Source organism: Runella sp. CRIBMP (assembly GCF_009905605.1).
GTDB lineage: Bacteria > Bacteroidota > Bacteroidia > Cytophagales > Spirosomataceae > Runella.
In genome coordinates, this window is the sequence record NZ_JAAAKZ010000007.1 from 220,336 (window position 1) to 243,180 (window position 22,845).

General features: G+C 47.6%; 16 protein-coding genes. 6 read left to right on the top strand and 10 right to left on the bottom strand.

Annotated features, from left to right (window positions below; translation table 11 throughout):
- Positions 1-57 precede the first annotated feature (57 nt).
- The 8 genes from GVN20_RS18460 to GVN20_RS18495 all read right to left on the bottom strand — a co-directional run bounded on the left by GVN20_RS18460 (position 58) and on the right by GVN20_RS18495 (position 12,044).
- Complete coding sequence (locus tag GVN20_RS18460) at positions 58-867, bottom strand: 2-oxo acid dehydrogenase subunit E2 (RefSeq protein WP_166559757.1); 810 nt, start codon at positions 865-867, stop codon at positions 58-60.
- Between the two features lie 6 nt (positions 868-873).
- The gene (locus tag GVN20_RS18465; RefSeq protein ID WP_166559758.1) at positions 874-2,739 is read right to left on the bottom strand and encodes a DUF4962 domain-containing protein; all 1,866 of its coding nucleotides are present in this window, start codon (positions 2,737-2,739) and stop codon (positions 874-876) included.
- On the bottom strand, positions 2,708-3,583 hold the full coding sequence (locus GVN20_RS18470; RefSeq protein WP_166559759.1) for a DUF1080 domain-containing protein: 876 nt from the start codon (positions 3,581-3,583) through the stop codon (positions 2,708-2,710). Before GVN20_RS18470 ends, GVN20_RS18465 begins: the two co-directional genes overlap by 32 nt.
- Positions 3,584-3,832: 249 nt before the next feature.
- A complete protein-coding gene (locus GVN20_RS18475; protein ID WP_166559760.1) occupies positions 3,833-5,446 on the bottom strand; it encodes a RagB/SusD family nutrient uptake outer membrane protein in 1,614 nt (537 codons plus the stop codon).
- A 32-nt stretch (positions 5,447-5,478) separates the two neighbouring features.
- On the bottom strand, positions 5,479-8,928 hold the full coding sequence (locus GVN20_RS18480) for a TonB-dependent receptor (RefSeq protein WP_229599114.1): 3,450 nt from the start codon (positions 8,926-8,928) through the stop codon (positions 5,479-5,481).
- Between the two features lie 79 nt (positions 8,929-9,007).
- The gene (locus GVN20_RS18485) at positions 9,008-10,099 is read right to left on the bottom strand and encodes a FecR family protein (RefSeq protein WP_166559762.1); all 1,092 of its coding nucleotides are present in this window, start codon (positions 10,097-10,099) and stop codon (positions 9,008-9,010) included.
- 92 nt (positions 10,100-10,191) lie between these two features.
- Positions 10,192-10,806, bottom strand: coding sequence for an RNA polymerase sigma factor (locus GVN20_RS18490; protein ID WP_166559763.1), 615 nt, complete (start codon positions 10,804-10,806; stop codon positions 10,192-10,194).
- A 71-nt stretch (positions 10,807-10,877) separates the two neighbouring features.
- Positions 10,878-12,044: a glycoside hydrolase family 88 protein gene (locus GVN20_RS18495; protein ID WP_166559764.1), complete on the bottom strand. Its 1,167-nt coding sequence runs from the start codon at positions 12,042-12,044 to the stop codon at positions 10,878-10,880.
- A gap of 377 nt (positions 12,045-12,421) precedes the next feature.
- On the opposite strand from GVN20_RS18495, the gene GVN20_RS18500 reads away from it, so the two are divergent.
- From GVN20_RS18500 to GVN20_RS18520, 5 genes are all read left to right on the top strand, one after another.
- On the top strand, positions 12,422-13,456 hold the full coding sequence (locus GVN20_RS18500; protein ID WP_166559765.1) for a LacI family DNA-binding transcriptional regulator: 1,035 nt from the start codon (positions 12,422-12,424) through the stop codon (positions 13,454-13,456).
- Between the two features lie 103 nt (positions 13,457-13,559).
- Entirely contained in the window at positions 13,560-14,111 is a 552-nt protein-coding gene (locus GVN20_RS18505; protein ID WP_166559766.1) for a gluconate 2-dehydrogenase subunit 3 family protein, read from the top strand.
- Between the two features lie 31 nt (positions 14,112-14,142).
- Positions 14,143-15,861: a GMC oxidoreductase gene (locus GVN20_RS18510; RefSeq protein ID WP_166559767.1), complete on the top strand. Its 1,719-nt coding sequence runs from the start codon at positions 14,143-14,145 to the stop codon at positions 15,859-15,861.
- Positions 15,862-16,046: 185 nt separating this feature from the next.
- Positions 16,047-16,514, top strand: a complete 468-nt coding sequence (locus GVN20_RS18515; RefSeq protein ID WP_166559768.1) for an SMI1/KNR4 family protein — start codon at positions 16,047-16,049, stop codon at positions 16,512-16,514.
- Positions 16,515-16,695: 181 nt separating this feature from the next.
- Positions 16,696-17,136 (top strand): hypothetical protein, encoded by a 441-nt coding sequence (locus tag GVN20_RS18520; protein WP_166559769.1) that lies wholly within the window; start codon positions 16,696-16,698, stop codon positions 17,134-17,136.
- 102 nt (positions 17,137-17,238) lie between these two features.
- On the opposite strand, the gene GVN20_RS18525 is transcribed toward GVN20_RS18520, so the two are convergent.
- Positions 17,239-17,925 (bottom strand): DUF1080 domain-containing protein, encoded by a 687-nt coding sequence (locus tag GVN20_RS18525; RefSeq protein WP_166559770.1) that lies wholly within the window; start codon positions 17,923-17,925, stop codon positions 17,239-17,241.
- Between the two features lie 267 nt (positions 17,926-18,192).
- Between GVN20_RS18525 and GVN20_RS18530 the strand changes: the two genes are divergently transcribed.
- Complete coding sequence (locus GVN20_RS18530; protein WP_166559771.1) at positions 18,193-19,119, top strand: NAD-dependent epimerase/dehydratase family protein; 927 nt, start codon at positions 18,193-18,195, stop codon at positions 19,117-19,119.
- A 432-nt stretch (positions 19,120-19,551) separates the two neighbouring features.
- Here the strand turns inward: GVN20_RS18530 and GVN20_RS18535 are convergent.
- Positions 19,552-22,845: SdrD B-like domain-containing protein (locus tag GVN20_RS18535; protein ID WP_166559772.1), on the bottom strand; the 3,294-nt coding region annotated here is incomplete at its 5' end.

Here is a 22,845-nt window from a genome sequence, read left to right on the forward strand (position 1 = left end):
ATGGATATAAAAATAATCTACTTTTTGGGGGAGCAGTAGCTTAAGAAGGGTGTTAGATTAGTGGGAGGATATTTTTTCCAGCAATTCGGGCTTTGCGACGACTTTTTTCAAATAGGTGAACAATTTACCGCCGTGAGAGGCATCAACCACGCGGTGGTCGAGGGCGGCACCGAGGGTCATAATGGTGCGTGGAACAATCTCGTTGTTGACCACCCAAGGCTTTTTGGAAATGCCGCCCATGATAAGCACAAAAGAAACATTGGCCGACGGAAACAACGCAGGGTAGCCAATATCCAGCCCGAGGCTACCGATATTGGACAGAAAAAATGCTCCGAAGTGATTGGCCGACAGGTTCAGGAACGGAATCGAAAGCCCCAAATGCACCGTGATGTATTTAATCAATTGGTAGACCATGCCACGCAATGGCCACGGAATGCGAGCCAACGAATCTTTCATGGCCTTCGAGGTGTCTTCTCCTTTTTGGGCGGTTCGGATTTCTTGGCGGAGGTATTCAACGAGTTCGGCCAAGGTGTAAGTGTCAATGTTGTTCATTTTGACCGAGCCCATTTCGCCGTCGTGGCGCAGTACGCTCACCGTGGCGTCGATGTGAGGGTGGGTGTAAATGTTGCCGCGTTTGAGGTAGGTATTAAATTCAGGCACTTCTTCTTTGATGGCCCGGGCCGTTGCCAACAGGAAAAAATGGGTCAGTGTGGCTTTGACGCCCGCTTTGCGTTGGGCCTGAATGTAGCGTTCTAGCTCCGTAATGTCGATTTCGACCGAGCCGAAAATCTTTGAATCAATGGGTTTTTTATAAATCGTCGAGGCGGTTTTGCGCCACGTTGTATTGAAGGATTCCGAAGGGTTCATGCAGTATTAAGACATCTTCGGCGTTAATTTAACCACAATTTTTATTTCTCTCGTCTGATTTGGCAGGCGTAGCATCAGGCGGCTGTTGCCCGTGTTCAATTTTTCGGGGGCTTTTTGCGTTGCGGATTCTACCGTAAATTCGGCTCCTACGGGAGTGATGATTTCAGCTTCTAGGGTTCGGGTGGTGATGGTAGAATTGCGTAAAATAGCCTTTCCGCCCTTCAAAAGCTCAATTTGGTTGGCGGTTGTCATGCCCCAAGCCACTTCGGTATTTTTGGTTAATGTGTGCGTATCTTCGATTAAAAATGCTTTTCGGTTCTCAATCATGCTAATTTTTCGGGTGCTTTTGGACGCAAAATCACGGTAAGCTTCTGTCAAATCAAGTACGGCAGACGGGGTTGCGGTGTTTAGATTGGTTTCGATAAAATTTGCTTTGGCCAGCTCATATTGGTTTTTATTACCAAATAACGGCACGTTGTGGCTGAACGAATTGAGGCGATAGTATGCCCAGCGTTGGCCGCCCACGCCCATGGTCCAGTAGCCAGGCAGGTTATAATCGTCGGAGCCCAAATCCCGCGCCCAGCGCACGCCACCTGCTTCTAGTTCAAAATTACCCAAGTCGAGGTGCGAGTGTTCAGAGCTGTTCACCCCACCTTTTACGCCCAACCAGAGGGCATTGGGGTCGTTCCAAGCGCTTCGCATCGTAACCACTTCTACTTTTCCTTTAAAATAAGTGTCCAGATCGCGGGTAGGAGTGCTAGTAGTGGGTGCTTGGTACCACAGCACATGGTGTGGTTGCGCCAATAAATTGCGGCTTTTGATGACTTCGTGGGCGTAGTTGGAAATGTTGGCGTTGTTGTAGATTTTAGCCAAATAAAAAAAGGCTTTGGAAGCGTCGGATTTGCTGTTTTCGCCCGCATCGGCAAAGTTTAAAAAACCATAATTGGGTGAGGTACAAATCATCGGAACTAAGCCTGTTTTGTCCAACCCAGCCGATTTTTCCAAGTTACCCATCGTGCCCAAAGCTGATTGCAACGCTGCCATGCCGTACACCAAATACTCCGTGGCGTAACTCCAGTAGGCGGGCCCTTCGTACCAAAGTCCGTCGGGGGCGTAGTTTTTGAGGGCTACGGGCATATTTTGTAGGGCCAAAGGAACGAAATCTTGCGCGTACGTAGGGTCGGTTTCGGCTACTGCCAATGCGCCTACAATGAGTCCGCCGTTGCACACTTGATTCCAGTTGTTTTCGGCTTTGCTCCACCATTCGGTAGCGTAGCGTTTGCGGTATTCGGCCAATCCGTGTTTTTTGATGCCTTCTCGAAGCACGTCCCGGTCGGCTTGGCTCAGGTCGGCATATAGCCAGTCATAACCAATCGCTACGCCATGTAGCATTTCGGCAACGTCCAGAAAATGGGATGGATTCCAATCTGAAAACGCGCAAACGGCTTTCAGATTGGTAAGGGCAGCGTTCAGGTATTTTTTGTCGTTGGTGAGGCGGTAGCTTAGCGACAGGTGCGTAACTCGGTTGAGCAGTTCGCGGCTTACGCCCAGTAGCCGGGGGCCTTCCAAAACCCGCTGCAGGGGTGCTTTGCTGAGCATGGCGTTGGCCGTCGCCAACACCGCTTTGATGTATTTATCGAGCGTAGGTTCGTTTTTTTGCAATGCCTTCAGCTCTTCAATGCGCTCATTGGAAAGCATCAGGCGTGGGTGCTCAGCCTTGATGTTTTTTAAAATGCCCGTAAATTCAGGCATGGGCGGGGTGGTTTCCGCTGGTTTGCAGGACTCTGTTGCCCACAGAAAAAACACAGCAGAAAGGCAACAGAGAACTGTTTTTAGTTTGTTACCTGCATTTTGAAGGGTTGTCTTTGACATAATATGGTCGGTATGATTTGGATTTCGGGTCCATGCAGCCTTCCAGATTCAGGAGTTGAATATTCCTGAAATCAATTTCCTGCCCTTCGCTTTGTAGGGCAATGAAACCTTCTTTGAGCATTTTTCCGTCTTGTTTGATGGCGGGGTCATAACGATTAGCCACTCCACCGCCGATTTGGGGCTTTGCATATTGCAGCACGACTTCTCCGTTGATTTTGTGCGTGATGAGCGAGTCGCCCAAGACGATGAGTTCGGCCGTTACCCATTCTTCTTTGGGATAGGTCTTGGAGGTTGAGTTGATGCAGTGACGCGGGTCTTTTTTACCTTCAAAAATCACGTCGGTGCCCGGTGAGCACATATTGCCTGTGGGGCGTGGCTTGCCGTCGGCCAGTCCTGCCAAAAACTGCATCTCTACCGAGATAGGCCAATCCTGTTCTTTGGGCATGGTGCGGGGGTCTTGGGAGTGAAACATCACACCGCTGTTGAGCTCGGTATAACTTGGAGCATCTTTACGCCATATTCCCGTAAACCTATACTCCATTTTGAGGTGATAGTAGGAGTAAGGCGTGTTGAAATACAAATGTCCGTAGCGCTCGTTGAACTTATCATATTGATCGTAGCGCACTTTGATGATGCCATCTTCTACCCGGAACGTCTTCCCGTAGTTATCGCCGACCTCGTGGTGGTGAATTTTGACCGTCCAGTTTTTGATATTTTTTCCGTTAAACAAAGAAATCCAATTTTCTTTGTCTTTCTTTTTGGGCGGGATAAACGACATGATTCCCACCAGCAAGAGGGCCAATGAGCAGGAAAGGAGTCGAGAAGCAGTAATGACAGGTTTCATGATGGTTGTGAGTGATTGGTACAAACGTTTATTCTTTGCTACTGCATCAAGAGAATTATGACCCGCATTTACTATTGACTACTAAAGTGTTTTTATCGAAAAAAAGAAAGGCACACAAAACACACCGTTGTTTTGTAGGTGTTTTATGTGCCTCTAAAGGTTTGTGTTGGATAAAAATACCCCAAATTTGGTATCCTTGAGTAGGGGCTTTTGAAGGGTGTAGGATGCTTAAATCCTACACCACTACGATTACCAACCGGGATTTTGTTTCAACGCAGGGTTGAGCGATATTTCGTTGATGGGCAACGGCCACAAGTAATCTTTGGCAGGGTCAAACTTGCGGAAACTGGCGGCCTGCACCAAAATAAAGTTATCGGGTGTGAGGTTGACGGTCGCGGGTGGGAACTCTGATTTAAAGAAATAAATGCCTAAAATGGGCTTCGGAAGCTCAACTTCGGCAGTTTTCCAACGAATCAAATCCCAATAACGGAATCCTTCTTGGGCCAATTCTACGCGACGTTCGCGGCGGATTTCTTCGCGCATCGTCAGGCCATTGGTGGTTACAAAAGCATTGGTCAATTTGGCTACTCCCGCGCGGGCCCGTAGGCGGTTGAGGGTTAAGTCAAGGTCGGCGTCGCTGATGGCGTTGTCCAACTCAAAACGGGCCTCTGCGTAAGTAAGTAGTACCTCTGCATAGCGCAAAACAGGGCGGTCGATGCGCGATGCCTGCGTGTTCCAGTCGTCGACGTTGGCAAACTTGCGGAACATGTAACCCGTTTTATTGAACGAAAGGTTGGCTACGTCGAAGATGGGTTTGGTGGTCATCTGAGCGTCGCCACGTTTCATAAATGTGGCAATCATCCGGGCATCGCGGTTGGCAAATATCTCAATGGTGGCCGTTGGTGTTTTGTACAGCGGTGATTTTGTGATGGGCAATCCATCGCTCATTACGTATGAATCAGAAAGCGCTTTTGTAGGGTTGGTGTTGCCGTTTTCGATGGAGCCCCGGTAGTAAGCATGGGTTGAAACACGGTCAGTGATGGAAACTCCGTACTGGCGCACCATGATATTTTCTCGGTTTTGACGGCCTTCTCCTTCGTATTGAAACAAGTTAAAATAGTTGCCAAACAAATCGTGCTGCTTACTGTCAATGACTGCTTTGGCGGCGTTGAAAGCGGCCGTTAAGTGCTTGACAGGGTCGCCTGAATTGTGAAATTTAGCCCGAGTCCCTTCAAACAACGCTACGCGAGCTTTAAATGCCAGAGCAGCTGTGTTTGATATGCGACCGTAATCGGCATTTCCCAACTGCGTAGGAGTTGGCAATTTTGAAGCAGCGAAATCTAAGTCTTGATACATTTGTTCAACAATCTGCTCACGTGGGGCCGCGGCGGCGGTTAGCTCGGGAGAATCATCGGTGAGCGTTTTCAAAATCAGGGGAACGTCGCCGTAGCGTTGTACCAACGAAAAATAACCAAAAGCCCTAAAAAAGCGAGCCTCTGCAATGTACCGGTCAATGACCGTTACAGGAGCCGAAGTGGCACGTGGAGCTTTCTCAATGATGTTGTTGGCGGCTCTGATGAGCTGATACGGCGTGTTGTACGACCCGTCGGTAGATGGGGCCAAACGTGAGCCGTCGCTGATACCGTTTGACGATAAACCAATGGCGTCGTCCGACCAGTTGTCGTCGGTATTAAACCCGGGCATCCAAGTGTACAGGTAATTGGCGGCTTGTTTAAGGTCAGATTCTGAGCGCCAGAAGGTATCGTCGCTGATGGCGGTTTCGGGCAGGCGGTTCACTTCGCAGGCCGACAGTCCCAGCATCAATGCGAAAGTGTAAGCGGTATAATTAAGTATTTTTTTCATTTTCGAAAGTGCTAAAATTTAAAATTCGGTGCTTAGAAAGAGACGTTCAAACCCACTGATGCCGTGGCAAAAAACGGATAGTCGTTTTCGACACCGTTGCGGGTTTCGGGGTCATAATAGCCTTGGAATGCTCCCAAGCCCGAAATTGTAAATAAATCTTGTCCTGAGAAGAAGAAGCGGGCGCGCTCAATTTTAACGCGCTTAGTCAACGTACTTGGCAGGGTGTAGCCTACTTGGAAGTTTTTAAGACGCATGTATTTGCCGTCCAAAATCCACTTGTCAGAGGCTACGTAGTTGTGCGTAGCACCCGTAAACGGACGAGGATAAAGGGCGTCAGGATTTTCGGGGGTCCAGTAGTCGGCGTGAATGGCCAAAGGTTGTTTCCAAGTTACCAAACGAGGGGCAATCGACTCGGTATTGGGACGGAAGCGACGTTTGCCAACTCCTTGGAAGAACACCATGAAGTCAAATCCCTTCCAATCAAATCCCAAGGTTGAGCCAAACAACAAACGGGGTTGGTCGGTGCCCAAAAACACTAAATCACCAAAATCTTCCACATTACCTTTGCCCACCGTGAGGCGGTTGTCACCGTTGCGGTCGATGTATTTTACGTCGCCTGGGCCTGTACGGTTATCTTGGAATGGAGAGGCTTTGACTTCATCGGCAGAGGTAAAATATCCAGCGGTTTGGTAGCCCCAAAGGGTATTGATGGGGTAGCCCTCAATAAGGCTGTTGAAGCCCGCATTGATAACTCGACGGCCCGAGAAATTGATGAGTTTGTTTTGGTTGTCGGAAAGATTGAACGAAACATTGTAGTTGAAATCTTTGCCAATGCGGTCGCGGTAGCGCAGGTCAAGTTCCCAGCCCCATGATTTCAGTTCTCCGTTGTTTTTGCGCGGAGTGGCAATCCCGATGGTGGCGGGAAGCTGCTGCGGGGTGAGCATGTTCCGGTTGAATTTGACGTAATAATCAAAGTTGGCCTGCAAACGATTTTGGAAAAATCCAAGGTCAACCCCTCCGTTGGTGGTTTCGATGGTTTCCCAAGAAAGCGCCGCCGACGGAATAAACGTTTGACCGATAAAGGAAGCCCGGGCATCGCCCAACACAAGGTTTGAGCTTCTCGACAATTGGTTTAGGTAATCATAAAAGCCAAGGGTACTGCCCAACGCACCGCCCAAACGGCCCCATGAACCACGCAGTTTAAGCTCAGAGATAAACCCTAATGAGTTGGCAAACCACGCTTCGCGATGAACGTTCCAACCTACCGAGGCCGCAGGGAAAATTTGGGTACGCAGGCCAGGTGCAAGTTTAGAGCTTTCGTCCTGGCGAACCGTCACTTCAAATAAATATTTGTCGCTGAAATTATAGTTGAAACGACCAAAAATTGATTGAAATGCGTAGGTCCGGATGGTCTCGCTGTTGCTTTTGGTGGCGTCGTCGCCGAGGCTTAGCGTAGGTAAGTCGTTGCTTACAAGGTTGTTGGCTTGGGTAAACACACTTTCAAAACGGGAGTCTTCCCACTGATAGCCTCCCAATACGCTGAAGCGGTGTTTGTCGCCGATTTTGAAATTGTAATCTGCCAAGAACTGTAAATTCAAGTTTTTGGTCAAATCGCGGTTAACGCGGTACGAGTTTACTTGATTTATGTAGCGCGAGATGCTGTTGCGGCCCCACAAAGGAACCGTCCGGAAAAATGTGTTGCGGTTTTGGGGACGGAACTGCGTTCCTGCCACGGCCCGAAGGGTCAGGCCTTTTACGATTTCGGCGGCTTTGAGGGTAAAAGTTCCGTCAAAGAAGTTTTTGTCGAGATTGTTGTAGCCTCCCGATTCCAACTCAGCATAGGCCGACGCGGCCGAACCGGCGCCGTTGTAGCGTCCCTCAGGCGTGAAGAAAGGCGTTCGGGTACGTAGGCGATACACTTGGTATAAAAGTCCGCCGCCATCGGCTCCCGAAGAAGACTGGCGGGTTTGTTCGAGCGTATAGGCAATTCGGGTATCCAACGAAAGGTGTTTGGTGAGCTGAGTGCCTAAGTTTACGCGCAGATTATAGCGTTTGTTGTTGTCGGGACCGACCTTAAAAACGCCTTGTTTTTCGTAATAACCGCCCGAAATCATGAAGTTAAATTTATCCGTACCGCCGCGCGCTGTGATGTTGTGCGTACGCATGGAAGTATATTTCCGTAAAAGTTGGTCGGTAAGTGGCTCCTGATTGTAAAACAAATAGTTGTTGGTATCGGCAGGGTTGACCACGTACGGTACGTTGTTACGGATTTGTTCCAAATCAAACGCATTGTATTCTGGGCCCGCGCCTGCATTGAGTTGGCCTAAATTTACCAGATTGGCTTCATCCAATAAACTCAATCGTTCGGGCACATTGATGGCCCACTCGGTACCATATTGACCCAAATAATCAAAAGTTACTTTGCCCGCTTTTCCTTTTTTTGTCGTTACTAATATTACCCCTCCCGCAGCCTGTGCGCCATAAATAGCAGCTGCAGCCGCATCTTTCAGCACACTCATGCTTTCTACGTCGTTGGGGTTCATGTTGAGGAGCGTGGAGCTGGGTACCGTTACCCCGTCCAAAATCACGAGGGGGGGCACATCGCCGTTGGCGGTGGTTGCGCCCCTTATTTGCAGGTTGAGGCTTTCATTACCGGGCTGCCCCGTTACGCGGGTTACAATTAAGCCGGGGGTCGTTCCTTGAAGGGCGTTGGCTAAGTTGCTACTGGGGCGGTTTTGAATCATTTTGGAATCTACCGTCGACACGGCCCCCGTCAGATTTACTTTCTTTTGGGTTCCGTATCCTACCACCACGACCTCTTCGAGGCTTTTATCATCTACCACCAAGCTGATGTTGAAATTGGTCTGATTGCCCACCGTAATTTCCTGTTTGGCGTAGCCGATGTAGGAAAATACCAGCACCGATTTTTCATCCACTACCGAAATACGGAAGGCCCCCTGCGCGTCTGAGGTAGCTCCCCGGGTGGTTCCTCTCACTTGTACCGTTACCCCGACCAATGCCTCACCTTTTTCGTCGGTCACTTTACCGGTTACATTCCGGTCAATGGACTGATTCTGCAGAAGACTTGGGGTTTGGAGGGGTGTTTCGATAAACCCCACCGCTTTTTTGAAAAGGGCAATTTGTTTCCCTTTGGCCTCAAAACTGATGTTGAGCGGCGTCAGTACTTGCTCAAGTACTGACTTTAGTTTTTCGTTTTGGGCGTTAATGTTAATTTTTTGATTGGCCTTGATTTCCTTAGGGTTGTAGATGAACCGCACGTTGGTGGTGCGTTCAAGGGCACCCAATGTGCTTTTCAAATCCTCGTTGGAAAGCTTAAGGGTTACTTTTTGGTCAAGCATTTCCTGACCCACCGCGTCGTGCGCATAAGAGGCACTCATGCACAGAATGGCAATAATCATCTGTGTGAAGGAAATTCTCATGAGTGTTCGGAGAAGATTGGTTGTTTGGTAGAATTTATCCATGACAAAATAGTGGTTTTCTCATGGATGGCAGATGTAAAGCTAAGATACTTGTTTTTTAACGTTTTTTTTTGAAAAAGTTCTATTTACAGCCTCGACTGTGGATAATGATTTGACCATCAACCATTTCGTAGGTAGAATGGGTGATTTTACAGATTAAATCAAGCTTGTCAAAAAGTGATTCGTCGGAGAGGTTGGCGGTGAGGTAGCAGGATTCCATGGTCTTTGCGTCATAAATGACCGAAATGCCGTACATCTTTTCTACAAATTTAAACACTTGAGATACAGGAGTTTCTTCAAAAATGAATTCTTGTTTGGGGGCTTCAACCACTGCTTCGGGGGCCTCTACGATGGATTTGAAGAGGCGCTCTTCATTTTTTAAGAATGCAGCCTGTTGGTTGGGCGTCAGCACTACCCCAGCCATCATATTTTGTTGGGATTGTTTGGCTTTTTCGAGGTCTTTGCGGGTATAAACCGATACTTTCCCCGTTTTTACTTCCACTTTTGCCTCTTGGGCATCCGCAAAAGAATTGACCATAAAGCTCGTCCCCAAAACCTGCGTTGAAATATGGTGTGTGTAGACCCAGAATGGTTTTTGTGGATTTTTGGAAATGTCAAAAAACGCTTTTCCGTTCAAATATACTTCTCTTCGGGAGGCGTTGAAGGGGGTGGGATAACGCAGGCTGCTTTTAGGATACAACGTAACGGTGCTGCCATCTTCCAAACTGATTTTTTGCGGAATATTAGTCTGATTGGTGCTTTCTAGGTAGTTATTGGTAAGTTGTGGCAGGAATGAATCTTCCATCTCCGCTAGTGGAAGAGAAGGTGTGCTTAGGTATTTGTACAAGCCAAATCCTACCCCTACCACCAAAAGTATGGAGGCGGCCAAACGAAAGGCGGTGTTTTTCCAGAACGACACCACGGGTTTTTCGGGGATGGTCACTATGAGTTGGGTAATCTGTTCCAACTCTGCTTGATTGAAGGTGGTTTCGTCGTTTTCAAGCGCCAACAAAAAGGCCTTGGCCAACTGTATTGTTTCGGCACAATCGGGATTTTGGTTCATCCACTCAGTCCAGTAATGGGTGCTTTCTGGTTCGTTGTCAAGAACCCACCGACGAAAGCGCTCATCGCGGGCAAAATCTTCGAATCGGTAGTTGCGATACAAAGTATTCATAGAGGAACGGTTTCGTTAAATTTGGCAGAGGCAAAGGGGGATTTCTTATAGATGGCAATAGGAGAAGAGAAATACTTGTTTTTTCAGGATTTTTAAAAAATAAACAAATCGAGTATCCCCAGCAAAGCATAGATTACCTGCCAATTTTGGCGGAATAACTTAAACGCCGTTTGCAATAAATTAGAGACGGATTGCGGATGAATATCCATGATTTGGGCGATTTCTTCGCGCTCCAAATTCTGGTAAAACTGCAAATAAATGGCTTCTCGTTGGCGTTTAGGGAGTTGGTTGAGTAGCGCGCCTATCTTGTGTTTGAGTTGGGCTTCGTGCTCTTCTTCAATCATCAATCGTTCGTGCGGAAGTTCAATAAAATGCCAATTGTTTTCGAGGTCGAGGGGTTCGTCTTCCTTAATAATCTGCTGCCGAAATCCTTCGCGGAGCACCCTTTTCCGAACCGAACTCAACAGGTAGGCCCGCACACTGTCGGGTGTGCTGAGGCGGTCGCGGCGCTGCCATACTTCAATAAAAACTTCCTGAACACAATCCTTCACAAAATCTTCGTCGCGGACAAACTTGTAGCCGTAGTTTTGTAAAGGATTGAAGTATTTTTTGATGAGTTTACCCAAGGCCAACTCACTTCCGTTCTTCAACTGAAGCCAGAGCTGAAGATCAGAAAAGGTCGATTGGTTGTCGGGGAGTTTCACCATGAGTTTTCTTCGAAAAGAAGCCTTCCGAGAGCATCATACTCTACGGAAGGCTGTTTTTTTTTAAGAATGGGTTATTTTTTTTGTTTGTTCAACGCATCATAACGAAGCAATCCTTCCAGATAATAATAATCAGCGTACACCAGCGGCACATCAATCTCTGATTTCCCCAATTTATGACCAGTGCTATGTTGCAAAATAAAATGGTTGTTTTTGCCTAACTCGGCTTTATACGGTGCTTTTGACAGGTTTTCGAGCATTATGACCGCATCGTTGTAGTATTTTTTGGCGTCTTTGCCGCCGTAGGTGCTCAATTCCAGCAGGGCCGAGGCTGCGATCGCTCCCGCCGAAGCATCGCGCTCTTCGCCGGGTTTGCTGTAATCCCAGTACGGAATTTTATCGGCGGGTAGGGTGGGGTTGTTTAAGATAAAATCGGCGATGTTGCGCGCGTGGTCAAGGTATTTTTGGTCTTTAGTTTCGCGGTACATTACGGTGTAGCCGTACAATCCCCACGCCTGCCCGCGCGACCAAGCTGATTCGTCGGCGGCACCCTGGTGGTTTTTCTTGGCCAATACTTCGCCGTTTGGACCGTAGCACAATACGTGATAGGCGCTGTGGTCGGGGCGGTAGTGATTTTTGAGGGTATTGTCGGCGTGCGTTACGCTTAGGTTATAAAACTCCTTGTTGCCCGACTCGCGCGCGGCCCAAAACAAAAACTCTAGATTCATCATGTTGTCGATGATAACGGGATAATCATACCCGCCTTTGAAGCTGTTCCAGGATTTAATCACGCCTCTTTTGGGGTCAAAACGTGTCGAAAGGGATTTGGCCCCCGTGAGCATAATGGGCTTGTAGGCTTCGTTTTTGGTGAGGCGGTAGCCGTTGCCGAAGGGGCAATAAATCATAAAGCCTAGGTCGTGCGTGCCTGTGTTGTACTGCTCTTTTTCTACGGCCATGGTCCATTTGTGGGCGGCTTCTTTCCACTGTGGGGCTTTGTTGTATTCATAAATGTACCAAAGCGAACCTCCAAAAAATCCACTGCACCACCAGTCCGATTTCATGTCGCGGGGAGTGCCGTCGGGATTGGTCGACTGCGGGAATTTCGTGAGGTCGGGGTGGGCGGCCAACATTCCTTCGTATTGTTTGGCGGCAAATTCAAATTCCTTTTTTACATCAATTTTTGGTTGGCTCTGGGCCGTAAAGGCCACTAGAACAAGGCAAAGAGATAATACTTTTTTCATCAACAAAGACGGTTAAAAGTTAGATAAATAAAATTGTTTAAAAATAGTAGAAAAGTACAAAAAATAAATTGATGAATAGTGTGACGTATAAAGGAGCTTTTTGGTGGCTAGACCCGAAAAAAGCTTGTTGCTGTTTTAAAACTAAGGAAAAATTGCAATTTAAGCGAGTAAAAAGGCAAAAAAATGGCTAATAATTTGTTGTGGTTGTTTGCAAACGTAACCGCAAACGTTTGCGGTTTTTGTGAAAATGAATTTCAGGTCTTTAAAAAATTAAATTATATTTGTTTAAAAAAACGGGTGTAAAATCACATTTTCTTCGGCCTAAAAATTGTATGTTTTAACACCGTTTATTGTAAAAATGATATTTCCTAAAAACGATGACCAAAAATACGCCTGTCACCATTAAAGACATTGCACATGCGCTCAATTTATCGGCTTCTACCGTCTCGCGTGCCCTGCGGGGTATGCCCGAAATACATCCCGAAACGCGGCAGGCCGTCTTACAGTTGGCGCAAGAATGGGACTACCAGCCCAATCAACTGGCCAAAAACCTCGTGAAAAGCCGTACCCGAACCATCGGGGTTATTTTGCCTACGTTGAGTTATTACTTTTTTTCATCGGTTCTCAACAGCATCGAAGAAGCGGCCATGCAGGCGGGGTATAGCGTGGTGGTATGTCAGACCAACGAGTCATATCTGCGCGAAGTGGCGCAAATACAAAATCTGCTCAATAGTCAGGTGGAAGGCTTTATTATTTCGTTGGCGCGCGATACCCAAGACCTTGACCACATCAATCGCCTGTTGCGCAAGCAAATCCCCGTGGTGATTTTTGACCGCTACGCCGAAGGAATCGAAGCCTCAAAAGTGATTGTGGACAATCAATTGGCGGCTTTTAAAGCCACCGAGCACCTCATCGAAAACGGTTGCCGACGGTTGGGCTGTTTGGCGGGGCCGCCTAATCTTTTGATTAGTAATCAGCGATTGGAAGGATTTAAGGAAGCCTTGCGAAAATATGATTTGCCTTACAACGAGCGTTGTGTATTTCACAGTGATTTTACGCAAGAAAATAGCATGATGCAAGCCTTGAGCATGATGGCCCTACCTGAACCTCCCGATGGTATTTTGACCATGAGCGACCGCATTGCTTTTTCGACCATGTATGCCCTGAAGCAGAAAGGAATACGCATTCCCGACGACGTGGCAATCGTCAGTTTCAACAACGAGCCTACCTGTATTTACCTGTCACCGTCGCTGTCGAGCGTGAATCAGTCCATTCAGGAAATGGGCTCGCAGGTAGTGAGGCTGTTGCTCAAACAACTGGAATCGGAGCACAGCGTACCCGAAACCGTGACCCTCTCCACCCAGTTGATGGTCAGAGAATCTTCGATGCTGTCTAAGAAAAAAGTTAGTTGATTAGACACGCTTTTATCTTTTTTAATGGGTAATTTTACCTCACTAAACTCCTTTATCAGGGATACTATAAAAGATTAACAACTGTTCATAACGATATTTAATCATGCAAAGACGTTCAGCAATACGGAACTTGACCATGGCCGTGGGAGGATTGATGAGTCTTCCAACTTGGGCTTCGGGTTGGACTCCCGAATCCATCGGAAAGGTATCAACGTTGTCCTTGAGTGAAGAGGGAACATTGGCCGAAATCGTAGAAACCATCATTCCCGAAACCTCCACCCCCGGCGCAAAATCGCTTAAAGTGCATCAATTTGCGATGCGGATGATCAACGATTGCTACGGAGAAGCCGCCCAAAAAGGATTGAAAGAGGGCCTTGCTACGACCGATATCGCATCTAAACTGGCGCACGGAAAAGTATTTGCAGAAATAGAACCCGCCCAACGCCTTGAATTGCTCAAAAAGTTGGCGAATTCCCCAGATGTGGCCACGAAGCAGTTTGTAAACATGATTAAAGGCCTGACCATTCAGGGGTATCAAAACTCTGAGTACGTGATGGTTAACATTCAGAAATACAACATGGCTCCTGGCTTTTATCACGGATGCGTTCCGATTGCCAAAGCACAGGGAAAGATGGAGAAAAAAACGGACCGGTAGGCCACTTATCAGCTAAAGCATAACCCACAAAATGTCTTATTTCAATATAGATTCCATCAAAGACCGTACGTTCGACGCCATCGTGATTGGTTCGGGCATCAGCGGAGGCTGGGCGGCCAAAGAGCTGACTGGCAAAGGAATGCGCACGCTCGTACTCGAACGCGGGCGCAATGTGCAACACGTGACCGATTACCCCACTACGCTCAAAAATCCGTGGGAGTTTGATCACTTAGGGCAAATGCCCAAAGCTGTCAAAGACGCCAATCCCATCGTAAGCCGCTGTTATGCGTTCAACGAAGACGCCGCGCATTTTTTTGTAAAAGATGCCGAGCACCCTTATGTGCAGGAAAAACCATTCGACTGGATTCGTGGCTATCAGGTAGGTGGTAAATCCCTCCTCTGGGCACGCCAAACGCAGCGTTGGTCAAAATACGATTTTGAAGGCCCTGCCCGCGACGGTTTCGCGGTGGAGTGGCCCATTAGTTACGACGACATTGCACCTTGGTACAGCTATGTCGAAAAATTTGCGGGAATTTCGGGAAACAAAGACGGATTACCCCAATTGCCCGACGGGGAGTTTTTGCCGCCGCATGAGCAATCGTGCGTGGAGAAATACTTCAGCGAGCAAATGGCGAAGCATTACAGCGGTGCGCGGCCCATCATTATCGGGCGTTGTGCGCACCTGACCAAGCCCAACCAAATCCACTACGACCAAGGCCGCGCGCAGTGCCAAAACCGCGCCTTGTGTCAGCGCGGCTGTCCGTACGGCGGGTATTTCAGCAGTAATGCTTCCACCATTCCGTGGGCGCAGCGCAGTGGTAAAATGACCTTGAAGCCTGATTCGGTGGTACATTCCATCCTATACGACGAGAAACTCGGCAAAGCAACGGGCGTTCGGGTAATTGATGCCAACACCAAAGAAGCCGTTGAATATTACGCCAAAGTAATCTTTGTGAATGCGGCTGCCTTGAATACCAATTTGATTTTGCTGAATTCAAAATCCAATCGTTTCCAAAACGGCTTGGGCAACGACAGCGGTGTGTTGGGTAAATACGTGGCTTTCCATAATTATCGCACGAGTATTTCGGGAGAATACGAAGGATTTATGGATACCACCACCGAAGGTATCCGCCCAAACAGCAGTTATATTCCGCGTTTCCGCAACGTATTTAAGCAGGAAACAGACTTTTTGCGCGGCTACGCGGCAGGCTTCGGCGCGAGCCGCATGACCTACAACGACCGCTCTGGCATGGGCGAAGACCTGAAAAACAGCCTTGCCGAGAAAAAATACGGCAACTGGCGCGTGGGCTCGCACATCATGGGCGAGACCATTCCGAAAGAGAGCAATTACGTAGCGCTCGACTCCCAGTTGACCGACCAATGGGGCATTCCGCAGTTGAAGATTTCGGTCAGCTACGACGACAACGATGAGAAAATGATCAAGGATTTTCACGAGCAGTTGACGGAGATGTTTACCAAAGCAGGTTTTACCAATATTAAAACCAACGACATACCCAACAAGGCCCCGGGCCTCGACATCCACGAAATGGGCGGCGTGCGCATGGGTAAAGACCCCAAAACATCGATGCTCAATAAATTTAATCAGCTGCACGCCTGCAAAAATGTGTTCGTCACCGACGGTGCTTGTATGACCTCCACGGCCACGCAAAACCCATCACTGACCTACATGGCTCTCACTGCCCGCGCGGCAGACTATGCCGTGAAGCAATTGAAGGCGAAGAATTTGTAATAGGTGAAAAATTCATAATGCAAAAGAGCGGGGCATTGCTTCGCTCTTTTGCATGTGGGGTTTGGTGTTTTGTGCAGCTTGTTGGTATTATCATCATCAACTACCTGACATTCATGAAATAGTAGGGTGCTCCGGTAGCGTACATAGAAGCATTTTCCCTATTCCTATAAAGAATTTACTATCCAATGAAAAATGTATTTTTTGAAACAGAAATCCCAACATCGGAAGAAGAAATAAAAGCCTTTGAAAAAAGGTATGATATTACTTTGCCAGAAGAGTATAAAAAACATTTATTAGAATATAATGGTGGATATCCTGAAAGAGGAGTAATGCCCAAAAGAAAGGCAGGTAAAAGTTATGATGCTTTTAACACTATGTTAAATTATTTTCTTGCTATTTATGATGGTAAACATAATAATCTGGAAAGGACCTTTAATAATGTAAAGGAAAGAATACCAAAAGGGTTTTTACCGTTTGCCAATGACCCTGGAGGGAACCTTTTTTGTATTTCCTGTTCTATCGAGGATTTTGGGTATATTTATATATGGGATTTAGAATCAGAGCATGAAGGTAGAAAAGTAAATGATCGTAAAAGAGAGGACATAAAATTTGTGTGTAAATCTTTGAAAGAACTCCTCGACCTTTTAGAGTAAAATCCAGCCGACTTAATTTAAGCCTATATTTTTAAACTATGCATTCCGGTGATGGTGTACTTACCATAGCTGCCCCCGTTTTTAATGAAAACTATTGGAAATGTAGTACTTTTAAGAGCTACATTTTTGCAGTATTTTGCTGTAAGAAAGAGCGGGAGAAGGGTTGTTAAAAGGAACAGCAATGGCTAATACCACCACTCTATCAAAGAATATGAGCATTAGGAGAGCACTTATTTGCCTATTGGCAGTGTTGTTTTTAGCAACAGTCGGCTGTAAAAAACAAGACCGAACAACCATGGTGTTTGGAATCATAACCAATGATATAAATCAACCGATTGAAAAAGTACCAGTTGAAATTCATGGTAATAATGGTATTATAGCCTCCTCAGGTGATAAGTTAACAACCGTTTATACCAACGCAAAAGGTGAATACAGCGTAACTCTGGATGTACCTAAAGGGTATCATTCAGTACAGGTATTTGCCAAATGGTACAGTGATACCGCATTTGTTAATAAATATAAAAATTCTACAGTGACCAAAAATGGAAGAGCTACCAGAGACTGCTGTCGTGGGGAATTAGGTCAGAAAACACAATATGACTTTGTATTAATACCTTTTTGATTTCGTTATTGGGCCTTTGTTGGTGTTATCACCATTTCTCAACATGGCCTTCTGGCTAAGAAAAGAAGTGACAATAAAGTCATAACGGTCATTGTTTTCATTTCACTCCGTCAACTTCTTAATCGGGGTCAGCACTACTTTTCTAAATTCCACTTCGGCACCTTCGGCTTGCAGGGCGATGTGGCCTTTTTGGGCGGTGCAGTGAAAACCGTGGTTGACCATGTCGCCGTTGACCCAGACCTTGATGTGGTCGTTGAGGCATTCAACGACCATGGTGTTCCATTCGCCCAATGGCTTTTCGGAGGTATCGGTCAGGTTCATCACTCGGCGTTCTTTGCCTTCGGTTGTGCCCCAGTTCTCTTTCGGTCCGCGTCGTTTTTCCATGTCTTCAACTTCGATGTTTTCGACGATGCACCAAAAATCGCCTGCATTTTTGTGCATCATTTGCGATTCAATGGATTTGGGAAACATGCCGTACAGCGCGCGCGGCGTAGAAGCGTGGAGCAGCAAGCCGCAGTTGCCAGGTTTGCCCGCAAAGCGGTATTGAACTTCAATACGGTAATTTTCATAAACGGCATCCGTAATCAAATGGCCCTGCGGCTCGCCCAAACTTACCAATAGGCCGTTGCGGATGATAAAGGGGTTTTTCAACTTGGGGTCTTTGTCCATAGCGGGCACGTCGATGTGCCAGCCCGTCAGGTCTTTGCCATTGAACAGGCTTTTTTCCTGTGCGTTTGTATTGAAAAATAAGGTGATGAAAATGAAGGATAAAAGAATCGTGGTTTTCATGGATTTGGTGATTTTATCTTTATAAAAGGGCGCGGGATACTGTTTTTACCGACATTCATTACGCAAAGTCGCAGCGGAGCAGCCGTTTTGCCTGTTTGTACGTAAATCCTGTGACTCTTTGTCACTTTACCGGTGAATCATGGATGGAACCTATTCCTGATAATTGTCAGCGGAAAGAGGTTGCCTTTTACGTTGAACCCCTTACATTTACTCCGAGAATTCGACCATCAATTCAGTAACTATCAGCCTTTTAAAATCATCATCACAATGCAGACAATCCTCGGAGCCGGCGGTGCCATTGGGTCAGAGTTGGCCAAAGCTTTAGGCCAACAATACACCCAAAAAATTCGGCTCGTCAGCCGCAATCCTAAAAAAGTCAATCCGACCGATGAACTCTTTGCCGCCGATCTGTCCAACCCTGCCGACGTAGACGCCGCCGTGGCGGGCTCGGAAGTGGTGTACGTGACTATCGGGTTTGAGTATAAACTCAGCGTTTGGCGGGAAAAATGGCCAGCTTTCATGCGTTCGGTGATTGATGCCTGCGCCAAACACAAAGCGAAATTGGTATTTTTCGACAATGTGTACATGTACGACTCGGCGGAGATTCCGCACATGACCGAAGAGTCGAAGATGAGCCCTCCAAGTGAAAAGGGAAAAGTACGTAAGCAAGTCATAGATATGATTTTTGAAGCGGTAAAGGCTAAAAAGATCAAGGCACTCATTGCCCGTTCGGCGGATTTCTACGGGCCGGGCATCGGCACGAGTATGTTGCAGGAGACCGTTTCTAAAAATCTTCAAAAAGACAAAGCGGCTCAATGGATAGGAGGGATGGATTTCAGGCATTCGGCAACCTATACCCCCGATGCGGCGCGGGCCACGGCCTTGTTAGGCAATACCCCCGATGCTTACGATCAGGTGTGGCATTTGCCAACGTATCCTGACGCGCCAACAGGCAGGGAATGGACCGAACTCTTTGCGAAAGAGATGAATAAAAAAGCCAAGGTGAGCGCCATTCCTAAATTTATGCTGAAGATTCTGGGGTGGTTCATTCCGATCCTGGGGGAGGTGTACGAAATGACCTATCAATTCGAGCAACCTTATTTCTTTGACAGCGCCAAATTCATGAAACGTTTTCCCGATTTTAAAACAACAAGCTATGCAGAAGGCATAAAGGAAATCGTGGCTAGGGGATAAAAGTCTTATTACTCTTGTAACCACCTGACAATGGGGTCCTGTGTCCTTTGTAAATAAAACCGTGACTCAGGCCTGTAGTGAGCGTGATTTCCTGATGATTTTTTAGGTATTTTCTTTTTGCAAAAATCCTGAAACAAGTGCTGTGAGGGGCTGATTTTTCAATGATTGACAAAAAACGACATTTCACCCCCTAATTGACAAATCCTAACTTACCCGATTGAAAGTAAACGGGGTGTCGGTAGAAGTAAAATTTCCTTTAAAATTTTGCGAAATTTGGTGTATAATTGACAAATAATGAAACACTGCGGTAACCTGCCTCTGCCAAAAAACTGATGCTTTTTGCACTAGAATCATCTATAGAATATGCCAGCTAAAACACCCCGTCGGCATTGCCGGCGGGGTGTTTTAGCTGGCATATTTCACTTACCCTCTTTACTTCTTAATTTTTTTGACCGTAAACGGCACACACGCTTCCGCCGGACAACAATTAGTGTCTGATTCGAGAATCACCGGACAGCAGCCCCCCGTAGGACAAGTACCGTTATCAGCCGTAAACGTATACGTTCCTATCTCGCTCAACAAGACCACATTTCCCGTGGCAATCGGCGTACTGCCTCCGTTTCTGTACCACTTCACGTTCGTCAATCGGGTTGGGACAGTTACCTCTACTTTATTGCCGGAGCACAACTTGATGGGTACAGTAAAGCATTGACGGTCAATATCATCTTCCGTTTCTTTTCCATTACTTGGCGTCGAATCCACATCCTTCTCATTGGTCTTGATGATCTCAGCCGTATTGTAATGAATACCCTGTTGCGTAGCTTTCACCTTGTAAGTCAGCGTGACGGTGTCGCCGTTGGCAGGTACGCCTGCCGCAGCGATGTTACCGATGGTCCACTTGATGACATTACCACTGATGGCGGCACTACCGCGAGAAGCCGTAAAACTGCCTGCTTGAAATTCTACCGTGGTGGCGATGCTGTCGGTGACTTCTACGCCGGTGGCGTTAGTGTTGGACTCATTCCAGACTTTCAAAGTGTAGGTCAAGACATCACCGATTTGGGCAATTTTGGTGTTGATAGACTTCTTCAAAGCCAAATCCACTTCTTTGGTACAATCTTGGGCGTTGACCGTTGCCATTACTCGACTGGTGCTGATGGCCGTGGGGCAAGTGGGGTCAGTACTGCGCGCTTGGGCGTAGAAGACCGCACCTGTCGTTGGTACTGTTCCCGATGGTTTGTAATTAAGTCCTGTAAAGACCGCTGTACCGCCCGTTGGCTGGGTGAACCATTCGACCGTGGCCAATCCTACTACGGTGGCTTTGATGGTCGGGAATGTATCACCCACACAAGCCGTCATACTTGGAGTAATCAACAGAGGTAATGGAGGGTTACAATTACAGTTCGGCCCCGTGATGAGGGTATCAAACTTACAAACTGTACTCAAACTGTCGGTGATTTTGATAGTAGCCCCTGATGGTATTCCCGTCACAGTGTATGGATTAGCACCTGTCAAAGTACCTTTGTTGACTTTGAGGTTTCCAACTTTATTCGTCACACTGAAGGTGATGCTATAAGTTTGAACATCTGCCGAACAAACGGGTGCGCCTGTGAGGGTTACTTTCGACTTCACGCAAGGAACAACCAAAGCCGCATCCACGGTGAGGATGTCCTTCTTAGTGGAGTCGAGGGGATTGATTTCGTAGTTGCCCGATTCGCCCGTGGTTTTGTCCACATCCGAGTCCTTGGCATCGTCGCTGAAGGCATCTTTCACACTCGACAACTCACAACCCGCTGGAATCGAAGTACTCAATACTTTGATTTTGTACGTACCTGCGTCCAGATTGGTGAACAAGTACTTACCCGTGGCATCGGTGGTGTCTTTGGCAAAGAATGTTCCGTTTTTGTAGAGTTCGATTTGCACCCCCGCTACGCCACCACCATTTGGCGTGGTTTCGTCTTGGATACCGTTGTTGTTGAGGTCTTTCCAAACGAAATCACCCAAAGAACCTTTTGGCGAGTACAGTGCCGCATCCACGGTGAGGATGTCCTTCTTAGTGGGGTCGAGAGGATTGATTTCGTAGTTGCCCGATTCGCCCGTGGTTTTGTCCACATCCGAGTCCTTGGTATCGGCGCTGGGGGCATCTTTCACACTCGACAACTCACAACCCGCAGGAATCGAAGCGGCTAAGACCTTGATTTTGTAAGTCCCAGCGTCCAGATTGGTGAACAAGTACTTACCCTGAACATCGGTGGTGTCTTTGGCAAAGAACGTTCCGTTTTTGTAGAGTTCAATCTGAACCTCCGCTACACCACCGCCGTTGGGCGTGGTTTCGTCTTGGATACCGTTGTTGTTTTGGTCTTTCCAGACAAAATCCCCGAGGCTGCCTTTGGGTTGAACACAAGTAGGTACAATGACTGCTGCGGTATCAGTACAAACATTACCACCACCTGTTACAGAATATACAAAGCGGTAAGTTCCTGCAGTAGTCAGACCTGTGATAGCACCTGTGGCAGCATTGATCGTAGCCGCGGCTGGGTTGGTAACTATTGCCCCCCAAGTACCACCTGAAGTGACGGCAGCCAAGGTAGCCGTAGTTGGGGCAATACCCGAAGGCGGGCAAGTTAGTGTGACATCTGGTCCTGCATCGGGCTTGGTACAACCAGCACAAGGGCTGACCGTAACGGCGACGGTATCTTTACAGCCTGCGGTAGTGGTATAAACAAATTGATAGGTTCCAGCGACGGTCATATTAGTTACCGCGTTTCCATTGATGGTGGCCGTGGCGGGTGTTGTGCCTATCTGTGTCCAAGAACCTCCTGTTGGGATGGGGGCAAGGGTGATGGAGGTGGCCAATTGGTTGGTGGCTGGATTCAAGCAGGCCATTGTTGTGTCTTTTCCTGCATTGGGTTTAGGATTGACCGTTACCAAGACATTGGCGGTGTCTTTGCAACCAGCGGCATTTTCGGCTACCAAAACGTAGGTGGTAGTGGCAGCTGGTTTGACCGCGGTTGGCGTGGTGACTGCCGTACCGCCAGCGGTGGCTACTGTCCAAACCCGATTGAGTAAGTTAGCGTAACCTGTGATTTTCGAGGTCAAGTCAACGGTTTCGCCTGCACAGATAGTGGCTGTACCATCGCCGATTACTGGCTTGGCATTGACGACTACTTGCGCGGTATCGGTACAAACAATACCACCTCCTGTGATTGAATAAACAAATCGGTAAGTACCAGCGGCAGTCATGCCTGCGATGTTGCCATTGGCATCAATGGTGGCAGCGGCGGGGTTGGCTGGGCTACCGATGGGCGCCCAAGTTCCTGCTGCGGTTACGGCCGTGAGTTTGGCAGTTGTTGTTGGCTGACAAACGGCTGGGGCATCTGGACCCGCATCGGGTTTGACACAACCTGTGCATGGGTTGACAGTGACAGCGATGGTATCTTTACAAGCTGCGGTAGTGGTATAAACAAATTGATAGGTTCCAGCGACGGTCATATTAGTTACCGCGTTTCCGTTGATGGTGGCCGTGGCGGGAGTTGTGCCTATCTGTGCCCAAGAACCTCCTGTTGGAGTAGGTGCAAGGGTAGTCGTTGTCGTTAATGTATTTGTAGTTGGATTAGTACAAGGCAAAATTTGATCTTGGCCTGCATTGGGCTTAGTACTAACAGTTACCGTAGCCACTGCTGTGCCTGTACAAGTACCCACCGTACAAGTGGCGGTGTAGGTAGT

Excerpts from the sequence above, each read along its gene's own strand:
- GVN20_RS18520 (WP_166559769.1), top strand. The coding sequence starts at position 16,696 with ATGGCTAATACCACCACTCTATCAAAGAATATGAGCATTAGGAGAGCA.
- GVN20_RS18515 (WP_166559768.1), top strand. The coding sequence starts at position 16,047 with ATGAAAAATGTATTTTTTGAAACAGAAATCCCAACATCGGAAGAAGAA.
- GVN20_RS18475 (WP_166559760.1), bottom strand. The coding sequence starts at position 5,446 with ATGAAAAAAATACTTAATTATACCGCTTACACTTTCGCATTGATGCTG.
- GVN20_RS18485 (WP_166559762.1), bottom strand. The coding sequence starts at position 10,099 with ATGAATACTTTGTATCGCAACTACCGATTCGAAGATTTTGCCCGCGAT.
- GVN20_RS18495 (WP_166559764.1), bottom strand. The coding sequence starts at position 12,044 with ATGAAAAAAGTATTATCTCTTTGCCTTGTTCTAGTGGCCTTTACGGCC.
- GVN20_RS18525 (WP_166559770.1), bottom strand. The coding sequence starts at position 17,925 with ATGAAAACCACGATTCTTTTATCCTTCATTTTCATCACCTTATTTTTC.
- GVN20_RS18490 (WP_166559763.1), bottom strand. The coding sequence starts at position 10,806 with ATGGTGAAACTCCCCGACAACCAATCGACCTTTTCTGATCTTCAGCTC.
- GVN20_RS18465 (WP_166559758.1), bottom strand. The coding sequence starts at position 2,739 with ATGTCAAAGACAACCCTTCAAAATGCAGGTAACAAACTAAAAACAGTT.
- GVN20_RS18480 (WP_229599114.1), bottom strand. The coding sequence starts at position 8,928 with ATGGATAAATTCTACCAAACAACCAATCTTCTCCGAACACTCATGAGA.
- GVN20_RS18470 (WP_166559759.1), bottom strand. The coding sequence starts at position 3,583 with ATGAAACCTGTCATTACTGCTTCTCGACTCCTTTCCTGCTCATTGGCC.
- GVN20_RS18530 (WP_166559771.1), top strand. The coding sequence starts at position 18,193 with ATGCAGACAATCCTCGGAGCCGGCGGTGCCATTGGGTCAGAGTTGGCC.
- GVN20_RS18460 (WP_166559757.1), bottom strand. The coding sequence starts at position 867 with ATGAACCCTTCGGAATCCTTCAATACAACGTGGCGCAAAACCGCCTCG.
- GVN20_RS18505 (WP_166559766.1), top strand. The coding sequence starts at position 13,560 with ATGCAAAGACGTTCAGCAATACGGAACTTGACCATGGCCGTGGGAGGA.
- GVN20_RS18510 (WP_166559767.1), top strand. The coding sequence starts at position 14,143 with ATGTCTTATTTCAATATAGATTCCATCAAAGACCGTACGTTCGACGCC.
- GVN20_RS18500 (WP_166559765.1), top strand. The coding sequence starts at position 12,422 with ATGACCAAAAATACGCCTGTCACCATTAAAGACATTGCACATGCGCTC.